We start from the raw sequence: 22,557 nt of genomic DNA, 5'->3' as shown, positions 1-22,557 counted from the left end.
GCAGAGCATGAGTCGGCGTGGAAACTGCCACGATAATGCACCGATGGAACGGTTGTTTCGCAGCCTGAAAACGGAATGGGTACCGACCGTGGGTTATATGAGTGCTTCGCTGGCACAGCAGGATATTGGTCGGTTTCTGATGCAGCGCTACAACTGGCAGCGACCGCATCAGTTCAACAGCGGTCTGGCGCCCGCTGTTGCCGAAGAAAAACTTAACGCAGTGTCCGGGATTAGTTGACCACTACACCACCACCTTTCAATTGGCGTGAAAGATCTAGACAAATCCGGGCGGTTTTACGATGCAGCATTGGAGGCGCTTGGGTTTCGTAGGGTCTTCGAGGATGAGACTGCTATTGGGTATGGCGTAGAGGACGGGAAAGATAAGTTTTGCTTAAAGCTTCGCCCGGATGCGGTAGCTCCAGGTCCTGGTTTCCATTTGGCGTTCTCTGCTCAATCAAGAGGTGCCGTCGACTCGTTCCATCTAAGGGCTCTAATCGCTGGAGGTACTGATAACGGAGCCCCGGGTTTGCGCTCAGATTATGGCGCCCATTATTACGCAGCGTTCTTGATCGATCCCGACGGCTATCGAGTTGAGGCTGTAATTAATCGAGCCTCTACCGAAGCGTAGTGGAGCCTGGTGCTACGCCCCCATCCCAATCTTGGCGCCTGCTGCTTTAGCGGCTGACTTTGAAGGGAGCGGGGTTAAAATGGGGTGGAGTACAAATGTACTCCTTGGTCAGGATGGCTTCACCAGCTCGAACTGCTCAGCTATTTCGTCGCAGCAGCAATCCAGCACGTTGGTTTCGCCAACCGTCTCGCACCGGCATAGCTCGCCAACCAGCTTTTCAAACAGCACGTCATCCATTCGATCAGCCACCTCCTCACGTGTCACGGTGAGGAGGTGGCGCTCTTGGGTGTCAGGGTGCAAAAACTCCGCGTTCAACCACCTGCCTGACGGCTTCCGCCTTGAATTCCGGGGTGTATCGCTGGGTACTCATAGACTTCCTCCTATGCTCAAAGCATAGGCCGGGGATGTCTACCTTTCCGGGGGCAGTCCAAACACACTTGCAAGGTGTCTAGAGAATCCGGGGCGATTCAGAACAACCAAGAGAATCAGTCTTCAGAGCTGATCAGTCTCACTGATCTTGTTTTGTCCCAGGCCTTTTCTCGTGCTCTTGCGGATGCCATCTTGTCTCTTTAATAGCGATGCAGCCATGTGCCATCATGGTCAATCATCGAACGATATCGTGCCAGCCTTCGTCGGCCTTGTCGTGGCATGGATATTGAGCAAAGGAAAGCCCAACACATGATTGAAAACGATACCTTCAGTCGGGTCGGTACCAACCACCAGATTTCGGCCAACATCTACAACCTCATACTCGGTGCCGTGCTGCTGTGGGGTTTTGCGGTGAACTGGTATCTGGTCACCACGGTTCCGGCCGAGGTCATTCTGGCCATTCCCCCGATACTGTTCTACGTTGGCTACTTCGTCCTGGCGATGTCCGGCGTCGCTATCATCTTCCGCTCGCAGGAGCCGATGTACAGCTTCCTCGGCTACAACCTGATCGTGGTGCCGATCGGCCTGCTGCTTGTAGTGGTACTGCCCAGGTACTCGCATGAGCACATCGTTCAGGCTGTGCAGACCACCATCCTGCTCACTGCGGGGATGATGATACTGGGGACCGTGTTCCCGGCATTCTTCAAACGGATCGAGTCGTCACTGTTCATCGCCCTGGTGGTGTCGATCGTCGTCGAGCTGGGCCAGGCATTGTTGTTCGGCACTCATCTGGCGGTCATGGACTACATCGTCGCCGCGGTCTTCTGCGGCTACATCGGCGTGGACTGGGGACGCGCCAACCAGATCGAGCGCACCGTTGACAACGCGATCGACAGTGCCGCTGCGCTGTACCTGGACATCATCAACCTGTTCCTACGCATCCTGCGGATCATGTCCAAGAAGTAACGAACGCCAAGCATTAGGCTGACGGAAATCTTTGCCGCCCCAGTCCAGGGTAGTGGCTGTGGGGTGCCAGCCTCTGCCGGCGCCGGCGGCGTGGTTCATGGAGCCCCGCGAGGCGAACTTGACCCAGAGGCTGCTCGACGAATTGTCGCTGTCACCGGGGAAGGGACGAAGGGCTGATTGCCTTGCGGGCGTGCCAAGCCTATGTGCGAGAAATAACAAAATAGGGATAGATCCCGGCTTTAAGTCGCGCTCTTCCTTATCGTCGTCGTACAACTTGAGATGCCGTTTCCATCGCGTCAATGAGTTGCGCCATCGTACGACTACCATCCTCCTCATGCCGCATTCGAGCGATTCTCATTAAATCCCTAGCTTCCGTATATGCTTTTCGCCTTGATGCTGGCGATAGAAAAGTTAACACTGCCGCTACTATTCCAGACAGCATCGCTAGAGTGCTGGCTGTGGGTGTGCCGAGCTTTGTAGTGCTGGCTGCAAGGAAAGCTAGTACCCCTGCTGATACCCCGAGCGCGTAATGAGTAATCGACCAGACCAGTTCTTTTCGTTTAAAAAATTTCTGCTGCTTGATGTATTTTTCAGGTATTTCACGACCCATGACAGACTCCTTGTAGTCATGCCGCTCACAGGCTGTGAGCTAAAATACCCCAAGCTTAGTAAAGAAATTCGATTATGGTTGGATGCCGGATTTCAAGGTGCAGCGAAACTGTATGACACCCGATCTGCATGCGAGTGGAAGGTAGGGCAATGAAGAAGACTCTGGCTGGAGTTATCGAGGCCGGCGAGGCGCTGATTCAGCAGGCCATCGATGCGCAGCGGCGCTACCAAGCAGCCCAGGACGCCGGCCAGCCAGCAAAGGAAGTTGAACGCTTGCGGCAGGAGGCTGAGTCGCTGTACTAGGCTGTTACTGAGTACCAGCTGCGGTCGCTTGGTGGGCCTGCACGCTTGCTGCATTGAACACGACTCAACGGTAGGCTCTGTAACAATATTTCATGCAACGTCCTCCGGTTAGCTGTAAACCGGTCTGCGTATAATCTTGTATCCACCGTTACGGGCATATGTCCTTGCAGATTCCTTTCGAATTACCCAGCGCCATTGCCCAATTTATTGGCGGTAATCAACTTGTAGCCGACGAGGTGGGCGAGTCTCCCGCCAGCGTTTACGGCTTCACCCGAGGCAATGAACGTTTTTTCCTTAAAATCTGCCCAGCGATCTATACGCCCACGACCTACAGCGTCTTGCGTGAAGCTCATGTGCTGCAATGGCTAGATGGCCGGCTGAACGTTCCCGAGGTTGCAGTCGTTTCCGAAAGCGATGCCGGGGAGTTCATGATCACGCGTTGTGTGCCTGGAGAACCGATACAAGCACGCTGCGACGATCAGGACGCAATGTTGGCGCTGTTGCGCGAAGCACTGCGCCAACTGCAGGCTGTGCCGATCACAAATTGCCCTTTTGACTCAAGTGTTTCGGTGCGCCTAAATGAACTGGGATATCTCATCTCCCGCGAGTTGTGTGCTGATGATGTCGACCTGGAGCAATGGCCGAATCTTGGCACACCCAGGAAATTGCTAGCCCACCTGCACGCCACGCGACCGGTCGAGGAGAGTGTGTTCAGTCATGGCGACCTATGTGACACCAATGTTTTCGTTGACGCCCATGACCAGTTACATTTTATCGATCTGGGGCGTGGCGGTATCGCGGATCGCTGGCTGGACATTGCGTTTGCTCATCGAAACCTGCGCGAAGATGTTTCGGACAATGCAGCAAACAACTTTCTTCGTGGGCTTGGCGAGCCTGACCAGTCTGCGAAGCGTGTATTTTTCGAGCAGTTGGATGAGCTATTCTAGGTTTTGAACGAAAACCCTTGAAGCGCCAATTAGGTTAGTTGCTTGCGTAACAGCGGCAACGCTGCCCGAGTGGCGACAGTTAACAGCGTGGGCAGCATCTCTAGAGAAAACCAGCCGATAGCTGAATGTTTCTCGGGCTCGACCAAATACGGATCGCCATCAAACCGCGAAACTTTATAAACGGGCGCTACCCAGTGAGTTTTTTTCTCTGAGTCAATTTGGTTGACTACGCAAAGGAGAGTCATATCGCGAAGCTGGATACCCAACTCCTCATCGATCTCTCTCACGACAGCGTGTTCAACCTCCTCGAGAAAATCTACTTTCCCCCCGGGTAAGCCCCAGCAACCTGCTTCCGGCTCCTTCAGGCGCTGGATTAATAGAATGCGGCCATCGCGGACTATCGCAGCGCCGCAGCCTAGTCGAGGCAGTTCAAACATCATATATCCTCCCTATTTAATCCGTTTTTCATTCGCGGGGTATCTGAGCACGGCGTTTAGCAGCGTGTCTACATCTCACTCAACTGTTGACCCAATGGTTGGCTGCCTGCCTGAGCCATGCTAGGTGACTTGGCTGAGCGCTTACCCAGTGCGAAGCTGCCCTCTTCGATGATCACGGTTCGGTCTATCAATGCTGTTTGGATGTGCAGTAATCGAGGCAAGGTAATTCTGACCAGCTCAGGGTGACGGGTTGCAGGGGAAGAGGGGATTGTGTTCGGTCGGCAGGACGCCGGAGGAGGGGGAAAAATCAGTTCCAAAACTGAACGTGGGCACCCTTGTAGAATGCGGCTTTCACGGGCGTTGAAAACTGAAAGTTTTGGAACTAAAAATCCGTCTACGCCGGTTCGATTCCGACCTCGGCCTCCATTATTGAAAGCCCCGCAGATTAACGTCTGCGGGGTTTTTCTTTGTGGGTCGGAAAAGCCGATCATTTCCGCATAATCAGGCGCCGTTTCCGCATCAGCGTATTACTTGGTCGGGCTGACCACTTCGCCAACGCGACGTCCTCGATCTTTGAGGCCGCCTTCGGCCTGATAACGCGAGACTGGAACTGCCGCACTTTGACAGCCAGGTCCGCATTGCCGTCGGCAGTTAGCTTCCGCGCCACCTTGTCCCGCGCCTCGCTAAACCGAGACGTCCGCCGACTGCCGATGCCAGCGCAGGTACCGGCAGCAATATTGACTGGCGATGCCAATGGGCCTGGCTTGATGAGTTACGAAGGCGATTGACTGGGCCTTGGGAAAGATTTTTTTAACAATACTTAGCAATGTTCATAAAGTTATCAAGTGGTCGCTCTTGCTAAGGTGCGCTCCCATTCGCCGTACTTCGAGCTCTTCATGAAAACCACCCCCCTGCTTCGTCTGCTCTGCCTGGTCGGTTGCCTGGTAGGCGCCCATGCGCAGGCCACCAGCTTCGTGATGACCACGGACCTCAGCGTAAGCCTGAGTATGAGTGCCAGCAAAGGTACCAGCAGTTCGTTCAAGGACGACAAAATCGTTCTGGCCGCCAAGGAGGACGCCGCCGCCTTCGTCGCCAGCGATGGAGACATTCGAGGAGTTCGCCTTGAAGCAGCATTTGTCAGGATTCGCGAGGTGCTTGATGTCTCCCGCATATCGGACCAGCAACTTGCGTGCACCATCTTAACACTCTGACCTGATCTGGCCGGGGGTGATTGTTGTTCGTGGTTGAAGGGTGCCAAATAGCAATTTTCGAGCACCTTACTAACACCGCTCTACATCCAGGGACGATGACGCCAATTAACGATCTGACCAAGCTCAGGGGCATCGACGTCCAGCAGTGTAACTGACGCAATTTGGAAAAATGTATGCAGCCCAGCATTGACTTACTCAACCCTGAACTTATAAATATTCGGCGTTTGTTTGCGACCCCTTTGGCCAGTATTCACTACCCTGACGCAGAAAGACTCAATGTCGAGCTGAAAAACCTAATCAGCCGCCGTATGGCGGAAAATCGAAACGGTGTTAAGCATAGCAATGAAGGCGGTTGGCAGTCGGCAAGCGACTTCACTGAATGGGGTGGGGAAGCCTGTGATGCGTTAGTGCGATTTGCTAGAGCGTTTGCCGTTCAATTGACAGCGGTCCATAGTGAGAAGTTCGGATTTATTGAACCCCGCTTCGAATGGACGATTAATGCATGGGTGAATGTTACTGAGGCTGGCGACAGTAATGCTCTTCATGGGCATCCTGGTGCATTTTGGTCAGGCGTTTACTGGGTCGACAACGGCGGCCGAGAGGAAGATCCGGCTGTTGGCGGTGATATAGAGTTTATGGACCCGCGCGGCATGATCGCCTCGACATACAATCCGGCACTACGGATGAGAGTTGAAGACTGTCTTACTGCAGGGTTTAGTAGTGCGTGTGTTGCAGAAAGTGGAAAATTCATTATGTTTCCATCGTGGCTTATGCATTCTGTACAACGCTTTGAAGGCACCAGGCCACGCATATCCATAGCCTTTAATTTTGGACTTTAAAGACTTTCTGGTCAATTGAGCAACGGTGAATGACATAGCGATCCAGAAATAGCTGCGTTGGGTTGAAGCGGCCATCGATGCGCAGCGCCGATACCACGCTGCCCAGGATTCAGGTCAGTCTGCCCAGGAAGTCGAGCGCCTGCGCCTAAGCGTTGCAGCCTAATCAATCAAAGTATCAATAAAGCCACCAAGTGTGGAAGTTTCAATCATGATGTTTATAAAAACATCGTCTTCCAGGCGAATGACCCACATCAGTCTGACGTTATAAGGCTGATGGTACAGCAAGGAATTCGCCATCGGTCGCATTGGATATAGAGCAATGCATCTCATCGGCTGCCGGGGGAGCAAAGTGGTTGGTAAACAGCTGCGTATCTGAAGCAAGTTCATAGCGCGCTGCGTACCTGGTTGTATGGCATTACGCCAGCCGCCAATTGGCTAAATCTTGATTTGCGTCATTATTGAGCCTTTGTTAAGGCACATAATTGAGTGTTTAGTGGGTGGTTTACTTGGCCAGAATGGCAGGTTGTAAATTTTGTTAGCGGCCTTGATTTACTGTTTTTTTGTGCTAGAAATAGAGGCGGCCAGTGGTTGCTTACAGGGATGAGTAAGCCTCTACTCATGCGCAGTCATTGCAATGGATGAATACTTCAAACAAGGACGTTATATGAAGATAGTTGGGCTGTCTGGGTTGCTTCCATCACGCGTCGTCACCAATCAGGACGTTATCAACCTGGTCGAGGAGCACTCAAGAAATACGTTTCAGGATGACCTGCCAAAAACATTGAAGACCATCGGCAAGCTGCTTGAGAAAAGTGGCAGCGAAACACGGCATTGGCTGGCGGCCAACGAGAAGCCGATGGAGCTGATGGAAGCAGCATTCAATTCGGCGCTCGCGCAAGCTGATATCAACAAGGCAGACCTGGATTTATTGATTTATCCGAACGTAACGCGAGGGTTCATCGAGCCTGCCAACAGTACCTTCATTGCCAAGGCGCTGGGCCTGAACTGCAGAAATTTTGATGTTGTCGACGCCTGCAACGGTTGGGTGACGGCCATGGATGTGATCAATAGCAAAATGGAAGCGGGGGAGATCCGCTACGCAGCCATCGTTAACATGGAATTTGGCATGTCGGATGGCGGGCCGGTCATGCCAAAGAACTTTTCTTTGCAGTCACCGGCAGAACTGGCTTACAAGTTCCCCAGTTTTACCATCGGTGAAGCGGCCACCGTCACCATCCTCAGTAATGAAGCCCCGGGGAATTTTAAATTTTCGTACATCAACAGGCCTGACCTGAGCGACTTGTCGACTATTTCCCTGCCGGACTGGAAGCTGTTTTGCAATGAGGAGGATATTGCGCGTATCGCACCAACCGGTGGGCAGTATCTGTTCAACTCCTACGCAGCAGCCTTGCATGAAGATGGTCGAAATGAAGCGATAAAAGTGTTCAATCTGCAAAACGTCTCGGCTGCGGATGTCCATAAAGTATTCATTCATACCGGCTCGCCAAAAATGTGGGAGCACATTGGCCAGTTGATTGGTATTGATAGCAAGCTGCATCACGTTGGACATAAAACAGGTAATATTATTACTGCGTCGATCCCCTTTGGTATTTTTGATGCGGTTAGCCGAGGGGAGGCCGAGAAAGGGCAGTTCTGCATGGGCTGGGCAGGAAGTGGCGGAATGGTGTTTTCTGCGCTGTCATTTACCTTGTAGGGTGCTATTGCAAAGGGCATTGCGGGGACGATTTTCTAGCTGAAAGTCGTCGTTCCGAAATCCGCTGTTGAGCTTCCTCAGCAAGCACCTATCAACTTGCCGCATCTGTGCGGCAAGTTGAGCATCCAGGCGAAATCCGTCTACGCCAGTTCGATTGCGTACCGCTTGGGCAAGCCGATTACGTACAACACATGTTCGCCAACCTGCGGCAGTAATCGCCGCTACTCGAAACGTGCCTTTTGAATATCTCCGTGCTCGTTCTGCAGGTAGATGGAGTAGGGCAACACTACGGTATCTGCTACGCCAGACAGGGCCAGGTCGAAAAGTATCAACGGCGCGGCAGGGTACCCATCAAAGCCGACAGAACGGCGGGGCGCTGCGTCCAGTGTGCAGTAATTCAATGCCGCACCGCTGTAGATTCGTGGAATTGAATCGCAATTGGAGTGCCAACGGGCAAGCTTGTTGCTGGAGATCATGTCATCCCTGAAGACCGTGTTGATCGTCCCGCAACCGGTTAACGAGATCGAGATCAGTAGAGTGCTGAAGAATTTCATGTGGCGCGTCCGTGCTGAAGTTGGCGGTGATTATTACCGAAATTCAAAATGCCAGGGGTCATGCACGCCCATTTCAACGTTCACATTCCGCATTATTCCCTGTTGGTGATGCCCCCGTGGCGTCGTCCCGCTTCCCCGCGTGCCGAGGTTTTTCCTGGTGGCGCCCGGTCCAGCGGCCGGCGGCGTTGGTGTTGTGGTCGATTCGACGGGCGAAACTGAAGAGATTCAACATGCCTTACGGGCGACGAAATATTGTTTAAATTGGTATATGGAACCTGTATTTTGACGGTGCGTCCCACTTCATTTTAAGTCAGGCGTGTCCGCAAAACTTTGCCCGGTAGGCATCTGCCGGAGCGCTGGCGATCTGCTCGGTCAATACAGACAAGGAGGTTTGTAATGCTTGCGAAGTTGCTGGTAACGATCGGCATCGTCTTTTACGCCGTTGTGGTTCCTCTTCTTGAGGTCAACCAGACTCACGTTTTCAACCCGGCGTGGGAGCCTCACGCGCGGCTACATGAAACCTGGCAACTGTTTACCAACACCGCAATTGGCGTTTATAGCGTCTGGCTGGTGTGGATCAAAGACCATCTCAAACTTGCGAGCCTGCTCACCCTGTTCGTCACCGGTGGCTTCTTGATCGCGTACTGGTTGCGCGATGGTTACGGTGGATCGATGGTGCTCAGCGACGGTTCAGAGAAGATGATCCTGGGGATCAATCTCGGCCTGTTTGCCTACACGCTGGCCATTGTGCTGGCGGTGCTGGCCGTTGTCCTCGAACAACGCAGGAGCGCGCGGGGCTAGTGGCTGTTTGTCGTTGTGCTGGTAGCGAAGGGTTGCAGGGCTTTCAACGACAAACGGTATTACGAAGCATTCTCAAAACTATCGTTCTCCTGTAATCTCGCCGCCGCTCAGGTGGCGACCCGGTCGCGCACCTGTTTTCAGTGCACGTGGGGGCGGGAATGGAGACGAAGAAAGGGATGGCGGCGATTCTGGAGTGGAGGGCCCGCTTCCTGGATGAAGGTACTTTGCAGGAGGCTGATTACGACCAGGCTCTGGTGGCAGCGCAGCAGCTCGAGCAGTCCGGTCTGGTCAGCCCGGGGGAGTGGGTGGCTATGGTCCGTCAAGCGAATGCGGCATTGCTGGGCCAGCGGTAGAATCAGGTTTGGTTCACATCCAGGCAGGAGGCCGAATGAGCGCAACACAAGAGCTGACCCTTGTCCGTCAGGCCACGCCCGACGACCTGAGCGCAATGCTCGCATTCGATACCTACGCCAGTACTAACCCTGGGCGTGGGCATTTTCTTGAAGAGTCCATCGGCAAGCACCAGTGCCTGGTTGCGCTTTGTTCAGGGGCTGTGATCGGCTATGTGGTGCTGACCTACCATTTTTTTGATTACGGTTTCGTTGCCCTGGTGGTGGTTGCCCCTGCTCATCGGCGCCAGGGTGTAGCTTTTCAGCTTCTTGCCGCAGCCGAAGCGGCGTGCAAGACAGCAAAGCTGTTCATCTCGACCAACCAGTCCAACCTGCCGTCGCGCAGGCTTATTCTGAAAGCCGGTTTTGTGCCCAGTGGCGTCATCGAAAACCTCGATGAGCAGGACCCGGAGCTGGTCTACTTCAAACGCATTCGCGGTTGACCTGCGGCCAGGGAACTTGAGTTTGTCTATTCGGTCTGAGCTGACTTTCAAGGCTCTCTTTTTATGGACAACAGTGCAGCACGAAGTGTGCTCGACGCGCTCCCCACCCTCATTCTCGGGCTCGCCCTGGCGCTGGTCGGCTGGCTGGTGTTCAGCGTGGTGATCGTCGAACTCACAGACGCCATTACCGATGATTCCAGTGCCTACACCAGCGATGTGCAGGAGTGCTCGTCAGAGCCCGTCCAGATCTTGTTCGGCCAGGAGGTGGGCAAGGAAGTACTGCTGATTGCCAAGATGTTATCGGGTGTCAGTTCGGTGCGTGTGTTGTCGGCGCCCGGTCGCGACCTGAGTTACGTACCCGATCGGCTGAATCTTGAGGTGAATGGACAGCGCCGGATTTTTGCAGCCTTCTGCGGTTAGCGCGTGCCGGTGCAGGGCTTAGGTGACTCACCGGTTATAGCAGCGTCTATGTATCGACAGCTCAATAGCGATAAGGACATTGCGTGGTACGTAAACTCATCTTGATGGTCGCCCTTTCACAGCTGAACGGCTGCGCCTGGCTGGCCGCCGTCGGCAATCGCGACCGTTCATACGATTGCTATGGCGGGCTGGAAACCGAGTACCAGCTCGCGCAATTCATCGGGCCATTCGTGCTTGTCGACCTGCCTTTCACGCTTGTGGCGGATACCGCTTCCCTGCCTTTTTGCTGGCTCTGAAAGGTAACATTTCCCCTCCCAGTCAAGTGAAGGCCTCAGGCTCATGGCGCTGTGGGGCTTTTTTGCATGCTTGCCCTAGGTGAGCACGTCCCGGTGGTCTATGTTAAACGCCAGGCGCTGTTGGACAGTCTGGAGGTGGTTTATCACAGTGGTGGGAGTTTTATGGAACAGGGACCTGTATGCACCCATCCGATGACCTGAACGGGGACGAAGCCGCAGAATCGTTCTCGCCACGCGAAGGGCGTTCGGCGCCACTGTTCCGCCTGATCCTGAGTTTCATGCTGGTGGTCGTGCTGCTGTTCGTCGGCATTGAAGGCTGGCGGATCTGGCGCGACTACCGGCACGCCTTTGCCAGCGCCCATGACTCGGTGACCAACCTTGCCAGCGCCACCGCCCAGCATGCCGAAGATGCTATCCGCCAGGTCGATGTGGTGACCGCGATGCTTGGCGAGCGGCTTGAAGGTGACGGCTTTGCGCGGATGAATATTCCGCGGCTGCACAGGCTGCTCAAGCAGCAGGCGGTGTTGATGCCACAGTTGCACGGGTTGTTTGTGTATGGCTCGGACGGTCACTGGATCGTCACCGACAAGAGCGAAACGCCGACCAATGCCAATAACGCCGACCGCGATTATTTCGAGTATCACCGCACCCATGTGGACCGTGGCGTATACATCGGCGCCGTGGTGAAAAGCCGCTCTACCGGCGAGTTGATCATTCCCGTTTCCAGGCGCCTCGATAACCCCGACGGGTCTTTTTTCGGGGTGCTGCTGGGCACCGTCAAGGTCGATTATTTCGTCGAGTTCTACGGTGCGTTCAAGATCGATGACCGTGGCGCGCTGGTGCTGGCCAAACGGGACGGCACCATCCTGCTCCGCCGGCCTTTTGTCGAGCGGGTGATTGGCGGCAGCCTGGCCGGCAGCGAGATCTTCCAGGAGTACCTGCCGCACTCATCCGAGGGCGTGGTCGAAACCACCGCAGTGGTCGACGGTACCCAGCGGTTGTATGCCTACAAGGCCCTGGACGCCTATCCATTGGTGGTCGAAGCCGGGCTCTCCCGGGCCTCGATCATTGGCCCCTGGCGTGATGATCTGATCAAGACCGCCATGGTCTTGCTGTTGTTGCTGGTGGGCTTGAGCGGTTTCGGCGCCCTGGTGCTCAGGCAACTGCGCGAGCGAATCGTGATGGAGACCGCGCTGCGACGTGCACACCAGACGGTCCGTGACCTGGCGTTGAGCGACAGCCTGACGGGCCTGGGTAACCGCCGGCGGCTGGACACTGCCCTGGCTGAGGAAATTCGTCGGGCCAGGCGTCAGGGGTATCCGTTGGCGCTGGTGATGATGGATCTGGACTACTTCAAGCGGTACAACGACAACTATGGACATCCCGCCGGGGATGACTGCCTGCGCGCCGTAGGCACTGCCATTCAGGGCAGCCTCAAGCGTCCCGGCGACCTGGCCGTGCGCTACGGTGGCGAAGAGTTCACCCTGCTGCTGCCCAACACCGATGCGGCGGGGGCCAGCAGGATTGTCGAGGACATTCTCGAGGCGATCCGCCAGTTGCACATCGAGCATGTGAAAAGCCCCTCGGGCAGGGTGACCGCCAGTGCCGGCATTGCCCTCGGCTACCCGGGCAAGGAGGCGGTTGGCGCAGACATGCTGATGAGCGCGGCCGACTCGGCGCTGTACCTGGCCAAGGACAAGGGCCGCAACGGTTGGTGCCTGGTTGACGGCCTGGGCGAAGGGCGGGCGAGCTCCAAGCTCTAGCCATTCGTCGCTCGAACGGCACGCTGCCCACAGCGTACCGCTCGAATGAATACGGCCCAGACCTCCTGTGCCTTGCAACCGAGGTGCTTATGCCTAATGTCTCGATGCAAATACCCCCACGGCCCGAATCTGAGCCTGACGAAGAATACGATCCCTTGACCCGGCCTCAGGTTATTCCGCAGGAGCGCCCAGGCGATTGGCAAGAGGGCGACAATGAGGAACAGTATCCCGACGACAAGGATATGCCGTTGCCCAACGACTAGGCAGTCGGCTGCCTGGAGCGCGTTGATGGGGCCGTGCGTGATAAAACGCCAACGCATGGGTAAGATGCCCGCCTCGTAAATGCAAAGGACTGATCATGGACGACCCTTCTCTGGCGCAACGCTTGTTTGCATTGGCCGCGATCATTGTCGCGGCAATAGGTGGCGGCATTTTCGTGTTTTTTCTGTTAGCCCCTGGAGGTCCTTTTCCCAGCCTTGGACGCGCGCTGGCAATATTTACCCTGGGTGTAACCAATGGTTTGTGCCTGCCGCTGGTCGGCACTTATTGGGTGCTCGCCGGGAAGCCGGCAGGTGCCGGTACGCTATTGATTTTGCAGGCGATAGGGCTGATCGCCTTTATTGGATGGTATCTGTCGCTGATGTGAAGTTGTGCCTGCCTGCTTTATAGCGACTGGCTCTATTGCACACTGTCCAACACCTAATTGAGTTCTTCTGTTTCATACTTTTTTTATATATCTTTCGTGTGCTGCCGACTCACAAGGAAAATAATAATGAGGTACAGAGGCGCACACTATTGGGCTTGGGCAGACTGCCAACTGCACAGCCAGGAGCATGAAGAATCGCTGGAGTCGGGAATCACACTTGATGTCAAGGCGCGGCTGTCGCGCAGCGGTTGCACTCAGTTGTTTCTCGGGGTTTACACCAGTGCCGGTCTACCCATCGTGGAGGAGTATCACGACCATCTCGATGAAGTCACCCTGACCCGGGCGATCATCTGGGGCGTAAAACGTTGTCGCGCAATTGCCGCCGACGTCATCGAACTCAATGAGCTACCTGCCATCAGCCACTACCCCGGGATGCGGGCGATCAATTCGGCGCCCTGATTACGCACATTGCCGATCGCAGCGCTGACCGGGTACCACTCGAACTGCGCTGCCGGCTCACCCAGATTCAAGGCCATCTGCTCGGCATGTTCGCCGGCGGTGGCCGGGTCCAGCCATTGCCGGGCAAAAGCCGGCGCCAGCACGATTGGACGGCGGTCATGCACGTCGAGCAGACCGCCTTCACTGTCAGCCGTGAGGATGACGAACCCCGCATGCTCGCCGCTGCACTGGCCGATCGCGGCGCACAGGGCAGGGCGGCCATCGCCGCGGCGGATCAGGTAGGGTTGCTTTTTCGGGCCGCCTTCATCGACCCATTCGAACCAGTTGTCGATCGGCACGATGGCCCGGTGTGGCCAGATGGCGCGGAAGAAGGCGCCATGGGCGACCTTTTCCACCCGCGCGTTGATGGGGGCGGCGCGATCCCTGGCCCAGTGCGGGCGCCAGCCCCAGGGCAGCAGGTCGGCGTGGAGGATGTCAGCCTCGATATGCAGCAGCGCCACGCGGGTGGTCGGCGCCACGTTGTAGTGGCCAAGCGGCTGATCACCGACGCTGTTGACCAGGGCGCCGGGCATGCTCAGGGCCTCGACGAAATCGTGGATGCCATGGTATTGGGATAACCTGCCGCACATGCTGCGAAGCTCCGCGAGGTGCCTACCGGTGGAGGATAGACGCTATCGGGGGGCAAGCCCGCTCCTGCGACGGTCAGCTCAGCACCCAGACCAAGAGCGATACCACCAGAGCCAACAATGTGCCCAGCCAGGCGCAGGCTTCGAACTTCGAACGTTGCACGCTGGCGCGAACTTCGCGCAGGTATTGCGCCTTGGTCGGCGCCCGCTCGCGATAGCGCAGGTGCTCGGCCAGGTCATGCAAGCGGGCCTCGATGATCGAGCCGACCACGAAGAATGTCGCGCCATAGCTGGCGATGAAAATCAGCAGGTACTTCATTGTCGCTCCTTGGCTTGCCCGTCCCTGGTGCCATTACCCTGTCACGGAACCTTGTGCCTGCACAACGTCTAAGCTGATGTGGGATGTCCCATTCTTGAGCACATCATCATGTTCAGATCGCGCTTGCTGGTTGTCGTCGCCACCTCGTTGAGCCTGGCACTCGGTTCACTTGGCGCTGTTGCCGATCCGGGCAATGGCAAAGGTAATCCGGGGCATGGCCAGGGCAAGCAGGGTGGTCAGGGTGCCAGCCAGAAAGGTGGCAAGAGCGCTGACCAATGGAGTCATGGCCCGGCCATCGATCGCAGCCGTGTCATCAATGTGCTGCTGGGCTATCCCGATTACTGGAGTCGTGGCGCCGACCTGCCCCCGGGTGTACGCAAGAACCTGGCGCGCGGCAAACCCCTGCCACCCGGCATCGCGAAAAAGCTCGATGACCGCCTGATCGGCAGGCTGCCGCACTACGATGGCTACGAATGGCGCCAGGCCGGGACCGACCTGATTCTGGTAGCGATCGCCACCGGCATCATCTACGAAGTGCTGACTCACGTGCTCGATTGAAACCGTAGTTGACGGCGGGGCAGAGTGCGCTTATACAGGCGCCCCCCACACCGGCAAGGCAGGCCCTGCAATGAACGACGACGATCTGGACATTCACGAACCTGAGCATGATCACTTGCTCGACCATGACTTCGCCGAGGATGATTACGAAGTGCAGGAAGAGGTCAACCCGTTGTTCGATCCGCAGGATGACGACGAGCCGAATGCCAGCGATTGTGCAGGTGATGACGATGCATTCTGGGATGAAGGCGTAGACACCCTCGACGACCTCTAGGCGCCAGCAGCGGCGCTGGCGCCTGGAGGCGGTTGCGGGTTAACGCCCATCCACCGAGAAGCGCCCGGCACCGGTAACCGACAGCAGCAGCAGGCCGCCGACGATGCTCATGTTCTTGAAGAACTGCACGGTGTTGGCCGCCTTGGCCGGGTCGACCATATTCCAGAATGGGTGGCCGATAACGGCGGTACCGATCACGAACAGGGCAAACAGGAAGGCCAGCGGGCGAGTGTAGAAGCCGAGGATGAGAATGATGGCGACAAAAAACTCCATCACCACCGCCACCGCAGCTGCGACTGTTGGCACCGGAGCTCCCAGGGATGCCAGATAGTCAACCGTGCCGTCGAAGCCGGTGAGCTTGCTCCAGCCAGACATCACGAACAGGATCATCAGCAGTATCCGCGCCAGCAGGATGATGACGTCGCGCTGGTTGTCGAACAGGGTATAGCGCATGGCGGCCTTCCTTTGTTGTTGGGCAATTTTACCTTAGCAGTTGCCGGAAGGATTTGCGGCCAGCCCAGCATAAAAAGGGCATAAGGGTTGTTTGGGCGAACGCCAGACAGCAAAAAGGCGCCGCTAAGGCGCCTTCTCAGAAGATGGTGCGAGTGGCGGGACTCGAACCCGCAAGGCTCACGCCGGCAGATTTTAAGTCTGCTGTGTATACCAATTCCACCACACTCGCACTGGGTTGAGGAAAATGCATTTGCTCCCTCAATCGAGCGAGCTTTATAACCCATCGTTATATTCGAGTCAACCGCGTGCAGGGCTCTGGACGGCGCCTCCGTGCCGAAATCGGCAATGGCCGTCATTCAGTATGTCGCAGTCGCCGCCAGCGCCACGCAGTGTTCGTGATCAGTAGCTGATCGTATCGGCGACGCCGCGCAAGTCGTCCACCGACGATTGCAGGCCCGCGATTCTACCCAGCACTGCGGCGGCGTCAGCCTGGTGTACCGAGTGCTGCAGGTACAGCACGTGCCCGCGCAGGTCGAGCGACACCCGCTCAAGGTCGGCGGCGGTGTGCTGCAGGTCATCATGGATAGCTTTCATTCGTAGGTCTGCGGCCACGCGTCGTTCCCTCGAGGTAGGTGGCAGGTCTGAAGTGCCGGGCGACTATAGAGCAATTGATTCCTTGCTGTCATTGGGCCACTGTTGCTTTCACCACGCCGTCGACTGGCAGTGCCTGAAGAATCCGACTAAGTTTTAGACCAGCGCAGGGAATCGCTTGCAGCGTATGCTGTCATATCCAGACAAGCCATCTACGGCTTCGTGGGGCAGCCATGGTCTCATCCGACTCCGAACTTCATGTGATGCATGCCAGTCGCTTCGAGCAACTGGTACAAACGGTGGTTGATTACGCTATCTACATGCTCGACCTCGAAGGTCACGTGGTGTCCTGGAATGCCGGCGCACAGCGCATCAAGGGCTACCGTGCCGATGAAGTGATCGGCAAGCATTTCTCGATGTTCTTCACCCCTCAGGATTGTGCCGACGGCAAGCCGGACTGGCTGCTTGAGCGTGCCTTGAGTACTGGCGGAGCCCAGGATGAAGGCTGGCGCATGCGCAAGGACGGCACGCTGTTCTGGGCGCTGGTGGCGCTGGACGTGATCAGGGCACCCGATGGCGAAGTCGTGGGGCTGGCGAAGATAACCCGCGACATTACCGACCGCCGCGAGGCCGCACTGCAACTCGATGAAATGCGCGCCCAGCTGTTCCAGTCGCAAAAGCTTGAAGCCCTCGGGCAATTGACCGGGGGCATGGCGCATGACTTCAACAACCTGCTGACCATCATCATCGGCTCGGCTCGCCTGGCCCTTAACAGCCGAGACCCGCAACGTACCCAGCGCCTGCTCGAACACATCCTCGATGCGGGCGAGCGCGGTAGCCAGATGACCCAGCAACTGCTCAGTTTCGCCCGGCACAAGGCCTTGAAGTTCGGTCGCGTCAAAGTACCGGAACTGATCGAGTCGACGCGCGTGCTGCTCGGCCAGACCCTGCCCGCGTCGGTGGAACTGCAGGTGCTGCTGGCCGACAACCTGTGGGATGTCGAAGTCGATGCCGGGCAGTTGCAGATGGTATTGCTCAACCTGATCTTCAATGCCCGCGACGCCATCGACGGCGAGGGGCTGATCAGCATGCAGGCGCAAAACTGCACGCTTACAGGCCGCCCCGAGGGCCTGGTGGGGCGCTTTGTCTGCATCAGCATCAGCGACACCGGCCGCGGCATCGACAGCAAGGTGCTGCCGCGCATCTTCGAGCCTTTTTTCACTACCAAGAGCTTTGGCAAGGGCACCGGGCTGGGCCTGAGCCAGGTCTATGGTTTTGCCAAGCAGAGCAATGGCGCGGTCAGCGTCAGCAGCGAGCCGGGCAAGGGTACCTGCATGAGTGTCTACCTGCCGGTGTACACAGCCTCCATTGACCCCGTCCCTGAACACGGAGGTGCATAGCATCGTGGAACCACTCAAACGCCTCGCCACTGGTATCCCCGGGCTCGACGAACTGCTCAAGGGCGGGCTGGTGGTCGGTGCTTCCTATATCGTTCAAGGGCGGCCCGGTTCAGGCAAGACCATCCTGGCCAATCAGTTGGCGTTCAACCATGTGGCGCATGGCGGACGGGTGCTGGTGGCGACGCTGTTGAGCGAGTCCCACGAGCGTCTGTTCCAGTACCTGTCGACCTTGAGCTTTTTCGATCCGGCGAAAATCGGCGCGCAACTGCAGTTCGTCAGTGCTTTCGACACCATGGAGCAGGAGGGGCTGGACGAAGTGGTGAAACTGCTGCGCGGGGAAATCAGCCGCCATCAGGCCAGCCTGCTGATCGTCGATGGCCTGCTCAATGCCCGCTCGCGGGCGGAAACCCCGCTGGACACCAAGAAATTCATCGCCGAGCTGCATGGCCATGCGGCGTTTGCCGGTTGCACCGTGCTGTTTCTGACCAGCTCGCGGCTGGACGATGGCAGCCCGGAACACACCATGGTCGATGGTGTCATCGAACTGGGTGACGAGCTGTTCGGCAGCCGCTCGGTGCGCCGCATCCAGTTGCGCAAGACCCGCGGCAGCGGCGCCCTGTCGGGTATCCACGAGTGTGAAATCACCGAGGACGGCATCCAGGTGTACCCGCGCCTGGAGTCGCTGTACAGCCACCCGACCGGGCCTGGCACGGGCGAGCTGACCCGCGTCCCCAGCGGCGTGCCGGTGTTTGACAGCATGCTCGGAGGCGGGCTGCCCGCTGCCTCGGTGACCCTGGCAATGGGCCCGTCGGGCATCGGTAAAACGTCCCTGGGCGTGAGCTTTCTGGGCGCGGCGACAGTCGCAGAACCCGGTCTGCATTTCGGCTTTTATGAAACGCCGCATCGCCTGCGCCTGAAGGCCGGCGCCCTGGGCTACGACTTTACCGCCATGGAGCGCGCCGGGGCCTTGCGTATTGCCTGGCAACCGACTACCGAAGGCGTGCTTGATGATGTCGGCATGCGCTTGCTGCGCTTGGTCGAGCAGCACAACATCAAGCGTGTGCTGATCGACAGCCTCGGTGCTTTCACCCGCCTGGCAAGCAATCCGATGCGGCTGAACGAATTCTTTCGCGCCCTGACCGGCGAGCTGCGCGCCCGTGACGTCAGTGTCCTGGCCACCTGGGAAATGCGCGATATCTTCGGTTCGGAAATCAACGCACCGGCGCCCGACCTCTCGAGCATCGTCGACAACCTGCTGTTGATGCGCTTTGTCGAGATGGAGTCCGAGCTCAAGCGATTGCTGTCGATCCTCAAGGTGCGCGACAGCTATTACGATCCGGCGCTGCTGGAACTGATCATCAGCGACCACGGTATCGATCTGCAAAAGGCCTTTTCCCAGGCCACGGGGGTGATGTCCGGGACGCCCTCGCAGGTGCCTGGATCATGAGAATGGGGCCGGCAACACCATGAGTACCATTCTGGTCGTCGACGACGAGTACCTGATCGCCAATATCCTGGGTTGGGCCCTGGAGGACGAAGGTTTCGACGTGGAACTGGCCGGTAATGGGCAAAAGGCCCTGGACTTGCTGAAAGGCAAACGAGTGGAGTTGGTGATCACCGATTACATGATGCCGGTGATGGATGGCGAGGCACTGGCCGTCAGTATTCGTGCAGAGCCGCTGCTACAGGCCTTGCCGATCATATTGATGAGCGGGGCACAGGCTCACAAGGGGCGGGATAATCCCAGGCTGTTCGCTGCCGTGTTCGACAAACCCTTCGACATCGATCAACTGATTGCCAAAGTGAAGGAACTGGTTGGCGCGCCTGAGGCGCCTTGAGACCTGCGACTGCAACCTGGAGGGTTGTCAGGGTCAGGATCAAGCGCATCCGTGCGGCTTGAGTGAGCTGGGGGCTACTTAGTGCTCGTCGCCTCCTTTTTCCGGTGCCGGGCTACCGGCCTGAATGCGTTTGAAAATCTCCTCGCGGTGCACCTGTACATCTTTCGGTGCATCGATGCCGATCCTCACTTGCATCCCTTTGACGCCCAGAATGGTGACTTTGATGTCATCGTTGATGACGATGCTTTCGCCAACCTTGCGGGTGAGTATCAGCATGTATTTCTCCTTGGTAACGTAAGTTGCCTTGCAGGCGTAGCCCGCAGAAGCCGGGATCACACAGGGGGTGCATCCCTCTTTCCCTTCATTAAAGACGCTTTCGGCGGATATTAATTCCCCCGAACACAGATTCTGTAGTGAGTCTTTAGTCGCAGGTGCCGATTGGCTGGATGAGCGCTCCCGAACAGCGAGTACTGCTCATACCCGCAAGCATAGGGGGGTTGAAGGAATATGGGAAATTTCTCTGCATGATAGTGAAGGTGGGTTTCGCTGAATGGCTTTTCAAGGGGCAGGGAGGTTTTGCAGAAACAACGCCAGGGCCACTTCCTCGGCCTCCAGCCCCTTGCGGGTGCGTGGCCGTGGTAGCTTGGCCAGTCCGCCCAGGGTGAAATGCTCCAGCAGCGCCGGATGGATATAGCAGCGCCGGCATACTGCCGGGGTATTGCCCAGGCGGCTGGCGACCTGTTTGACGGTCTCGACGATCTGCCGCTTGGCTTCCTGCTCCGGCTGCCACTCAAGCTGGCGCAACAGGCTCAAGGCCAGGGCGCTGCCGGCCCAGGTACGGTAGTCCTTGGCGGTGAAATCGCTGCCGGTCAGTTCCTGCAGGTAGGCGTTGACGTCGGCCGAGCCGACGCTGTGGCGCTGGCCCTGTTCATCCTGGTACTGGAACAGGTCCTGGCCGGGCAGGTCCATGCAGCGTTTGACCAGGTTGGCCAGACGCCGGTTCTTCAGGGTCACCCGATGTTCGATGCCGCTCTTGCCGCGAAACTGAAAGCGGATGGCGCTGCCGTTGACCTTGACGTGACGGTTGCGCAGGGTGGTCAGACCGAAGGACTTGTTGTCGCGGGCGTACTGGCGATTGCCGATGCGGATCAAGGTGCTGTCGAGCAGGCTGACCACCAGGGCCATGACCTTCTGTCGATCAAGCCCCGGCCGCGCCAGATGACTGTCCAGTTGCCGGCGCACCTTGGGCAAGAGGCTGGCGAAGGCCAGCATGCGTGAGTACTTGTGGCTGTCGCGATAGCTGCGCCAGTCGGCATGGTAGCGGTACTGCTTGCGTCCGCGGGCATCACGGCCGGTAGCCTGCAGGTGGCCTCGCGGGTCGGCACAGATCCATACATCGGTGTAGGCCGGCGGGATCACCAGGGCCTTGATCCGCTCGAGGGTGGCCGGGTCGGTGACCCGGTTGCCTTGTGCATCGAGGTAGACGAACCTGCCGCGCAGCGTCTTGCGGCGCAGGCCGGGCTGGGTGTCATCGACATACTGCAAGGCGGCGGGCAGGGCGGTGTCGGGCATGGCGCGGGTCCAGTGACGGGGCTTGTACTATGGACCGCAACGTCAACCCAACAGTGCCACCGACTTGATCTGTGCCCATAGCGACTGCCCGGCATGCAACTTGAGCTGGTCGGCGGAATAGCGGGTGATGCGCGCCAGCAAGGTGGTGCCGGCCGCGTCCAGGCTGACCAGCACATGGGCGCTGTTGTCGGCCGGGCGGTGGCCGCTGACCGTCACCGGCAGGCGATTGAGGATGCTCGATTGCTGATCGGCGCCCAGGCTCAGGCTGACGTCACGCGCCTGGACCTTCAGGCGCAACGGCATGCCGACGGCCAGCGGTTCGTGGGCAACGCGCACCTGCAAGTCGCTGTGCGGCAGTTGCAGGCTGAGCAACTGGTAGTCGCTGTTGTAGGCGCTGACCTGGCCTTCGATGATCACCCCGGCATCATCGCCCTGGGCCAGGGGCAGATCGAGGCGGGCGAGGGTGGCGGCGATCGGGCCGCTGGCCTGGACCTTGCCCTGTTCCAATAGCACCAGGTGATCGGCCAGGCGCGCGACTTCGTCCTGGGCATGGCTGACGTAGATCAGCGGAATCTCCAGTTCGCTGTGCAGGCGCTCAAGGTACGGCAGGATCTCGCGCTTGCGCGGGCCATCGAGGGCCGCCAGCGGCTCGTCCATCAACAACAGTTGCGGGCTGCTCAGCAGCGCCCGGGCAATGCCCACGCGCTGGGCTTCGCCGCCGGAAAGCGTCGCAGGCTTGCGCTCCAGCAGGTGCTCGATGCCGAGCAGTTCGCAGGCCTGCTCAAGGCTGACCTTGCGCAGCTGGGCGGGGATGCGTTTGTAGCCGAAGGTCAGGTTGGCGAGCACCGACAGGTGCGCAAACAAGCTGGCCTCCTGGAAGACATAGCCGATCGGGCGTTGATGCGGGGCGACGAAATGTTCGCGGCGCGAGTCCTGCCAGATTTCGCCGTTGACCTCGATGTAAGCCTCGGTCGCGCGCTCAAGCCCGGCCAGGCAGCGCAGGCACGTGGTCTTGCCCGAGCCGGAATGGCCGAACAGGGCGCTGATACCGCGCCCGGGCAGTTGCAGGTCGACATCCAGGCTGAAGTCGTCGCGCGCCAGTTTCAAGCGGGCGTGAATCATCGCTGCCATG

Annotated in this window: 31 protein-coding genes, 1 tRNA gene and 1 pseudogene; 21 read left to right on the top strand and 12 right to left on the bottom strand. The window is 57.8% G+C overall.

Going from position 1 to position 22,557, the window contains the following annotated elements:
* A partial coding sequence (locus JV241A_RS12790) for an integrase core domain-containing protein (RefSeq protein WP_166675692.1) occupies positions 1 to 238 on the top strand: 238 nt, incomplete at its 5' end.
* A 498-nt stretch (positions 239 to 736) separates the two neighbouring features.
* On the opposite strand, the gene JV241A_RS27820 is transcribed toward JV241A_RS12790, so the two are convergent.
* Positions 737 to 865, bottom strand: a complete 129-nt coding sequence (locus JV241A_RS27820) for a hypothetical protein (RefSeq protein ID WP_275670884.1) — start codon at positions 863 to 865, stop codon at positions 737 to 739.
* Positions 866 to 1,306: 441 nt separating this feature from the next.
* Here JV241A_RS27820 and JV241A_RS12780 point away from each other — a divergent pair, with 441 nt between their 5' ends.
* Together JV241A_RS12780 and JV241A_RS27635 are read left to right on the top strand one after the other, a co-directional pair.
* Complete coding sequence (locus JV241A_RS12780) at positions 1,307 to 1,963, top strand: Bax inhibitor-1 family protein (protein ID WP_134062837.1); 657 nt, start codon at positions 1,307 to 1,309, stop codon at positions 1,961 to 1,963.
* A gap of 51 nt (positions 1,964 to 2,014) precedes the next feature.
* A pseudogene (locus JV241A_RS27635) lies at positions 2,015 to 2,187 on the top strand (lysis protein); the annotation flags it as partial.
* 32 nt (positions 2,188 to 2,219) lie between these two features.
* Here JV241A_RS27635 and JV241A_RS12770 read toward each other — a convergent pair.
* A complete protein-coding gene (locus JV241A_RS12770; protein ID WP_134062835.1) occupies positions 2,220 to 2,573 on the bottom strand; it encodes a hypothetical protein in 354 nt (117 codons plus the stop codon).
* Between the two features lie 149 nt (positions 2,574 to 2,722).
* On the opposite strand from JV241A_RS12770, the gene JV241A_RS27450 reads away from it, so the two are divergent.
* Entirely contained in the window at positions 2,723 to 2,875 is a 153-nt protein-coding gene (locus tag JV241A_RS27450) for a hypothetical protein (RefSeq protein ID WP_166675691.1), read from the top strand.
* Between the two features lie 158 nt (positions 2,876 to 3,033).
* On the top strand, positions 3,034 to 3,822 hold the full coding sequence (locus JV241A_RS12765; RefSeq protein WP_134062833.1) for an APH(3') family aminoglycoside O-phosphotransferase: 789 nt from the start codon (positions 3,034 to 3,036) through the stop codon (positions 3,820 to 3,822).
* 29 nt (positions 3,823 to 3,851) lie between these two features.
* Here the strand turns inward: JV241A_RS12765 and JV241A_RS12760 are convergent, their stop codons facing one another.
* Positions 3,852 to 4,259: an NUDIX domain-containing protein gene (locus JV241A_RS12760; protein WP_134062843.1), complete on the bottom strand. Its 408-nt coding sequence runs from the start codon at positions 4,257 to 4,259 to the stop codon at positions 3,852 to 3,854.
* An 896-nt stretch (positions 4,260 to 5,155) separates the two neighbouring features.
* Here JV241A_RS12760 and JV241A_RS12750 point away from each other — a divergent pair.
* The 3 genes from JV241A_RS12750 to JV241A_RS12740 all read left to right on the top strand — a co-directional run bounded on the left by JV241A_RS12750 (position 5,156) and on the right by JV241A_RS12740 (position 8,023).
* Positions 5,156 to 5,470 carry a DUF2388 domain-containing protein gene (locus tag JV241A_RS12750; protein WP_134062831.1) on the top strand — a complete coding sequence of 105 codons (315 nt, stop codon included), beginning with the start codon at positions 5,156 to 5,158 and terminating at the stop codon, positions 5,468 to 5,470.
* A gap of 173 nt (positions 5,471 to 5,643) precedes the next feature.
* A complete protein-coding gene (locus tag JV241A_RS12745) occupies positions 5,644 to 6,309 on the top strand; it encodes a TIGR02466 family protein (protein ID WP_134062829.1) in 666 nt (221 codons plus the stop codon).
* Positions 6,310 to 6,943: 634 nt separating this feature from the next.
* Positions 6,944 to 8,023, top strand: coding sequence for a 3-oxoacyl-[acyl-carrier-protein] synthase III C-terminal domain-containing protein (locus tag JV241A_RS12740; RefSeq protein ID WP_233674589.1), 1,080 nt, complete (start codon positions 6,944 to 6,946; stop codon positions 8,021 to 8,023).
* A gap of 221 nt (positions 8,024 to 8,244) precedes the next feature.
* On the opposite strand, the gene JV241A_RS12735 is transcribed toward JV241A_RS12740, so the two are convergent.
* Entirely contained in the window at positions 8,245 to 8,577 is a 333-nt protein-coding gene (locus JV241A_RS12735; RefSeq protein WP_115087011.1) for a YceK/YidQ family lipoprotein, read from the bottom strand.
* A gap of 396 nt (positions 8,578 to 8,973) precedes the next feature.
* Here JV241A_RS12735 and JV241A_RS12730 point away from each other — a divergent pair, with 396 nt between their 5' ends.
* From JV241A_RS12730 to JV241A_RS12695, 8 genes are all read left to right on the top strand, one after another.
* Positions 8,974 to 9,378: a hypothetical protein gene (locus tag JV241A_RS12730; protein ID WP_115087009.1), complete on the top strand. Its 405-nt coding sequence runs from the start codon at positions 8,974 to 8,976 to the stop codon at positions 9,376 to 9,378.
* Between the two features lie 158 nt (positions 9,379 to 9,536).
* Positions 9,537 to 9,731, top strand: coding sequence for a hypothetical protein (locus tag JV241A_RS12725; protein WP_115087131.1), 195 nt, complete (start codon positions 9,537 to 9,539; stop codon positions 9,729 to 9,731).
* A gap of 35 nt (positions 9,732 to 9,766) precedes the next feature.
* On the top strand, positions 9,767 to 10,210 hold the full coding sequence (locus JV241A_RS12720; RefSeq protein WP_134062827.1) for a GNAT family N-acetyltransferase: 444 nt from the start codon (positions 9,767 to 9,769) through the stop codon (positions 10,208 to 10,210).
* Positions 10,211 to 10,273: 63 nt separating this feature from the next.
* Positions 10,274 to 10,630 carry an I78 family peptidase inhibitor gene (locus tag JV241A_RS12715; protein ID WP_115087007.1) on the top strand — a complete coding sequence of 119 codons (357 nt, stop codon included), beginning with the start codon at positions 10,274 to 10,276 and terminating at the stop codon, positions 10,628 to 10,630.
* An 83-nt stretch (positions 10,631 to 10,713) separates the two neighbouring features.
* Positions 10,714 to 10,926: a YceK/YidQ family lipoprotein gene (locus JV241A_RS12710; protein WP_115087006.1), complete on the top strand. Its 213-nt coding sequence runs from the start codon at positions 10,714 to 10,716 to the stop codon at positions 10,924 to 10,926.
* Between the two features lie 179 nt (positions 10,927 to 11,105).
* Positions 11,106 to 12,689 carry a sensor domain-containing diguanylate cyclase gene (locus JV241A_RS12705; RefSeq protein ID WP_134062825.1) on the top strand — a complete coding sequence of 528 codons (1,584 nt, stop codon included), beginning with the start codon at positions 11,106 to 11,108 and terminating at the stop codon, positions 12,687 to 12,689.
* Positions 12,690 to 13,047: 358 nt separating this feature from the next.
* Positions 13,048 to 13,335, top strand: coding sequence for a hypothetical protein (locus JV241A_RS12700; protein WP_115087003.1), 288 nt, complete (start codon positions 13,048 to 13,050; stop codon positions 13,333 to 13,335).
* Positions 13,336 to 13,461: 126 nt separating this feature from the next.
* Positions 13,462 to 13,794 carry a hypothetical protein gene (locus tag JV241A_RS12695; RefSeq protein WP_115087002.1) on the top strand — a complete coding sequence of 111 codons (333 nt, stop codon included), beginning with the start codon at positions 13,462 to 13,464 and terminating at the stop codon, positions 13,792 to 13,794.
* On the opposite strand, the gene JV241A_RS12690 is transcribed toward JV241A_RS12695, so the two are convergent.
* Entirely contained in the window at positions 13,758 to 14,423 is a 666-nt protein-coding gene (locus tag JV241A_RS12690; protein WP_115087001.1) for an SOS response-associated peptidase family protein, read from the bottom strand. The two genes, JV241A_RS12695 and JV241A_RS12690, sit on opposite strands and share 37 nt — an antisense overlap.
* Before the next feature lie 73 nt (positions 14,424 to 14,496).
* Positions 14,497 to 14,739, bottom strand: coding sequence for a hypothetical protein (locus JV241A_RS12685; RefSeq protein WP_115087000.1), 243 nt, complete (start codon positions 14,737 to 14,739; stop codon positions 14,497 to 14,499).
* Positions 14,740 to 14,847: 108 nt separating this feature from the next.
* On the opposite strand from JV241A_RS12685, the gene JV241A_RS12680 reads away from it, so the two are divergent.
* Positions 14,848 to 15,297, top strand: coding sequence for an anti-virulence regulator CigR family protein (locus JV241A_RS12680; protein WP_115086999.1), 450 nt, complete (start codon positions 14,848 to 14,850; stop codon positions 15,295 to 15,297).
* Between the two features lie 70 nt (positions 15,298 to 15,367).
* Complete coding sequence (locus JV241A_RS12675; RefSeq protein ID WP_134062823.1) at positions 15,368 to 15,571, top strand: hypothetical protein; 204 nt, start codon at positions 15,368 to 15,370, stop codon at positions 15,569 to 15,571.
* Positions 15,572 to 15,610: 39 nt separating this feature from the next.
* On the opposite strand, the gene JV241A_RS12670 is transcribed toward JV241A_RS12675, so the two are convergent.
* From JV241A_RS12670 to JV241A_RS12660, 3 genes are all read right to left on the bottom strand, one after another.
* A complete protein-coding gene (locus JV241A_RS12670; protein ID WP_115086997.1) occupies positions 15,611 to 16,024 on the bottom strand; it encodes a DoxX family protein in 414 nt (137 codons plus the stop codon).
* 144 nt (positions 16,025 to 16,168) lie between these two features.
* Positions 16,169 to 16,253, bottom strand: a tRNA-Leu gene (locus JV241A_RS12665).
* A 170-nt stretch (positions 16,254 to 16,423) separates the two neighbouring features.
* Positions 16,424 to 16,618, bottom strand: a complete 195-nt coding sequence (locus tag JV241A_RS12660; RefSeq protein ID WP_134062821.1) for a hypothetical protein — start codon at positions 16,616 to 16,618, stop codon at positions 16,424 to 16,426.
* Positions 16,619 to 16,848: 230 nt separating this feature from the next.
* Between JV241A_RS12660 and JV241A_RS12655 the strand changes: the two genes are divergently transcribed.
* Genes JV241A_RS12655 through JV241A_RS12645 form a run of 3 tightly spaced genes read left to right on the top strand, consistent with a single transcriptional unit; the run spans position 16,849 to position 19,853 of the window.
* Positions 16,849 to 18,015: a PAS domain-containing hybrid sensor histidine kinase/response regulator gene (locus JV241A_RS12655; RefSeq protein ID WP_115086995.1), complete on the top strand. Its 1,167-nt coding sequence runs from the start codon at positions 16,849 to 16,851 to the stop codon at positions 18,013 to 18,015.
* 1 nt (position 18,016) lies between these two features.
* A complete protein-coding gene (locus tag JV241A_RS12650) occupies positions 18,017 to 19,462 on the top strand; it encodes an ATPase domain-containing protein (protein WP_134062841.1) in 1,446 nt (481 codons plus the stop codon).
* Between the two features lie 19 nt (positions 19,463 to 19,481).
* The gene (locus JV241A_RS12645) at positions 19,482 to 19,853 is read left to right on the top strand and encodes a response regulator (protein WP_115086994.1); all 372 of its coding nucleotides are present in this window, start codon (positions 19,482 to 19,484) and stop codon (positions 19,851 to 19,853) included.
* Between the two features lie 78 nt (positions 19,854 to 19,931).
* On the opposite strand, the gene csrA is transcribed toward JV241A_RS12645, so the two are convergent.
* The 3 genes from csrA to modC all read right to left on the bottom strand — a co-directional run bounded on the left by csrA (position 19,932) and on the right by modC (position 22,556).
* Positions 19,932 to 20,129, bottom strand: coding sequence for a carbon storage regulator CsrA (csrA, locus tag JV241A_RS12640; protein ID WP_010223936.1), 198 nt, complete (start codon positions 20,127 to 20,129; stop codon positions 19,932 to 19,934).
* A gap of 282 nt (positions 20,130 to 20,411) precedes the next feature.
* Positions 20,412 to 21,425 (bottom strand): DNA topoisomerase IB, encoded by a 1,014-nt coding sequence (locus JV241A_RS12635; RefSeq protein WP_115086993.1) that lies wholly within the window; start codon positions 21,423 to 21,425, stop codon positions 20,412 to 20,414.
* Between the two features lie 42 nt (positions 21,426 to 21,467).
* Positions 21,468 to 22,556, bottom strand: a complete 1,089-nt coding sequence (gene modC / locus JV241A_RS12630) for a molybdenum ABC transporter ATP-binding protein (RefSeq protein WP_115086992.1) — start codon at positions 22,554 to 22,556, stop codon at positions 21,468 to 21,470.
* Position 22,557 lies beyond the last annotated feature (1 nt).

Source organism: Pseudomonas sp. JV241A, assembly GCF_900275665.1.
Lineage (GTDB): Bacteria > Pseudomonadota > Gammaproteobacteria > Pseudomonadales > Pseudomonadaceae > Aquipseudomonas > Aquipseudomonas wadenswilerensis.
Note: the sequence above shows the minus strand (reverse complement) of the source record. Positions and strands in the feature narration are given on the sequence as shown.

What these genes read in the sequence shown, in the direction of transcription:
- JV241A_RS27820 (WP_275670884.1), bottom strand. Translation starts at nt 865, where the DNA reads ATGGATGACGTGCTGTTTGAAAAGCTGGTTGGCGAGCTATGCCGGTGC.
- JV241A_RS12780 (WP_134062837.1), top strand. Translation starts at nt 1,307, where the DNA reads ATGATTGAAAACGATACCTTCAGTCGGGTCGGTACCAACCACCAGATT.
- JV241A_RS12770 (WP_134062835.1), bottom strand. Translation starts at nt 2,573, where the DNA reads ATGGGTCGTGAAATACCTGAAAAATACATCAAGCAGCAGAAATTTTTT.
- JV241A_RS27450 (WP_166675691.1), top strand. Translation starts at nt 2,723, where the DNA reads ATGAAGAAGACTCTGGCTGGAGTTATCGAGGCCGGCGAGGCGCTGATT.
- JV241A_RS12765 (WP_134062833.1), top strand. Translation starts at nt 3,034, where the DNA reads ATGTCCTTGCAGATTCCTTTCGAATTACCCAGCGCCATTGCCCAATTT.
- JV241A_RS12760 (WP_134062843.1), bottom strand. Translation starts at nt 4,259, where the DNA reads ATGTTTGAACTGCCTCGACTAGGCTGCGGCGCTGCGATAGTCCGCGAT.
- JV241A_RS12750 (WP_134062831.1), top strand. Translation starts at nt 5,156, where the DNA reads ATGAAAACCACCCCCCTGCTTCGTCTGCTCTGCCTGGTCGGTTGCCTG.
- JV241A_RS12745 (WP_134062829.1), top strand. Translation starts at nt 5,644, where the DNA reads ATGCAGCCCAGCATTGACTTACTCAACCCTGAACTTATAAATATTCGG.
- JV241A_RS12740 (WP_233674589.1), top strand. Translation starts at nt 6,944, where the DNA reads ATGGATGAATACTTCAAACAAGGACGTTATATGAAGATAGTTGGGCTG.
- JV241A_RS12735 (WP_115087011.1), bottom strand. Translation starts at nt 8,577, where the DNA reads ATGAAATTCTTCAGCACTCTACTGATCTCGATCTCGTTAACCGGTTGC.
- JV241A_RS12730 (WP_115087009.1), top strand. Translation starts at nt 8,974, where the DNA reads ATGCTTGCGAAGTTGCTGGTAACGATCGGCATCGTCTTTTACGCCGTT.
- JV241A_RS12725 (WP_115087131.1), top strand. Translation starts at nt 9,537, where the DNA reads ATGGAGACGAAGAAAGGGATGGCGGCGATTCTGGAGTGGAGGGCCCGC.
- JV241A_RS12720 (WP_134062827.1), top strand. Translation starts at nt 9,767, where the DNA reads ATGAGCGCAACACAAGAGCTGACCCTTGTCCGTCAGGCCACGCCCGAC.
- JV241A_RS12715 (WP_115087007.1), top strand. Translation starts at nt 10,274, where the DNA reads ATGGACAACAGTGCAGCACGAAGTGTGCTCGACGCGCTCCCCACCCTC.
- JV241A_RS12705 (WP_134062825.1), top strand. Translation starts at nt 11,106, where the DNA reads ATGCACCCATCCGATGACCTGAACGGGGACGAAGCCGCAGAATCGTTC.
- JV241A_RS12700 (WP_115087003.1), top strand. Translation starts at nt 13,048, where the DNA reads ATGGACGACCCTTCTCTGGCGCAACGCTTGTTTGCATTGGCCGCGATC.
- JV241A_RS12695 (WP_115087002.1), top strand. Translation starts at nt 13,462, where the DNA reads ATGAGGTACAGAGGCGCACACTATTGGGCTTGGGCAGACTGCCAACTG.
- JV241A_RS12690 (WP_115087001.1), bottom strand. Translation starts at nt 14,423, where the DNA reads ATGTGCGGCAGGTTATCCCAATACCATGGCATCCACGATTTCGTCGAG.
- JV241A_RS12685 (WP_115087000.1), bottom strand. Translation starts at nt 14,739, where the DNA reads ATGAAGTACCTGCTGATTTTCATCGCCAGCTATGGCGCGACATTCTTC.
- JV241A_RS12680 (WP_115086999.1), top strand. Translation starts at nt 14,848, where the DNA reads ATGTTCAGATCGCGCTTGCTGGTTGTCGTCGCCACCTCGTTGAGCCTG.
- JV241A_RS12675 (WP_134062823.1), top strand. Translation starts at nt 15,368, where the DNA reads ATGAACGACGACGATCTGGACATTCACGAACCTGAGCATGATCACTTG.
- JV241A_RS12670 (WP_115086997.1), bottom strand. Translation starts at nt 16,024, where the DNA reads ATGCGCTATACCCTGTTCGACAACCAGCGCGACGTCATCATCCTGCTG.
- JV241A_RS12660 (WP_134062821.1), bottom strand. Translation starts at nt 16,618, where the DNA reads ATGAAAGCTATCCATGATGACCTGCAGCACACCGCCGCCGACCTTGAG.
- JV241A_RS12655 (WP_115086995.1), top strand. Translation starts at nt 16,849, where the DNA reads ATGGTCTCATCCGACTCCGAACTTCATGTGATGCATGCCAGTCGCTTC.
- JV241A_RS12645 (WP_115086994.1), top strand. Translation starts at nt 19,482, where the DNA reads ATGAGTACCATTCTGGTCGTCGACGACGAGTACCTGATCGCCAATATC.
- csrA (WP_010223936.1), bottom strand. Translation starts at nt 20,129, where the DNA reads ATGCTGATACTCACCCGCAAGGTTGGCGAAAGCATCGTCATCAACGAT.
- JV241A_RS12635 (WP_115086993.1), bottom strand. Translation starts at nt 21,425, where the DNA reads ATGCCCGACACCGCCCTGCCCGCCGCCTTGCAGTATGTCGATGACACC.
- modC (WP_115086992.1), bottom strand. Translation starts at nt 22,556, where the DNA reads ATGGCAGCGATGATTCACGCCCGCTTGAAACTGGCGCGCGACGACTTC.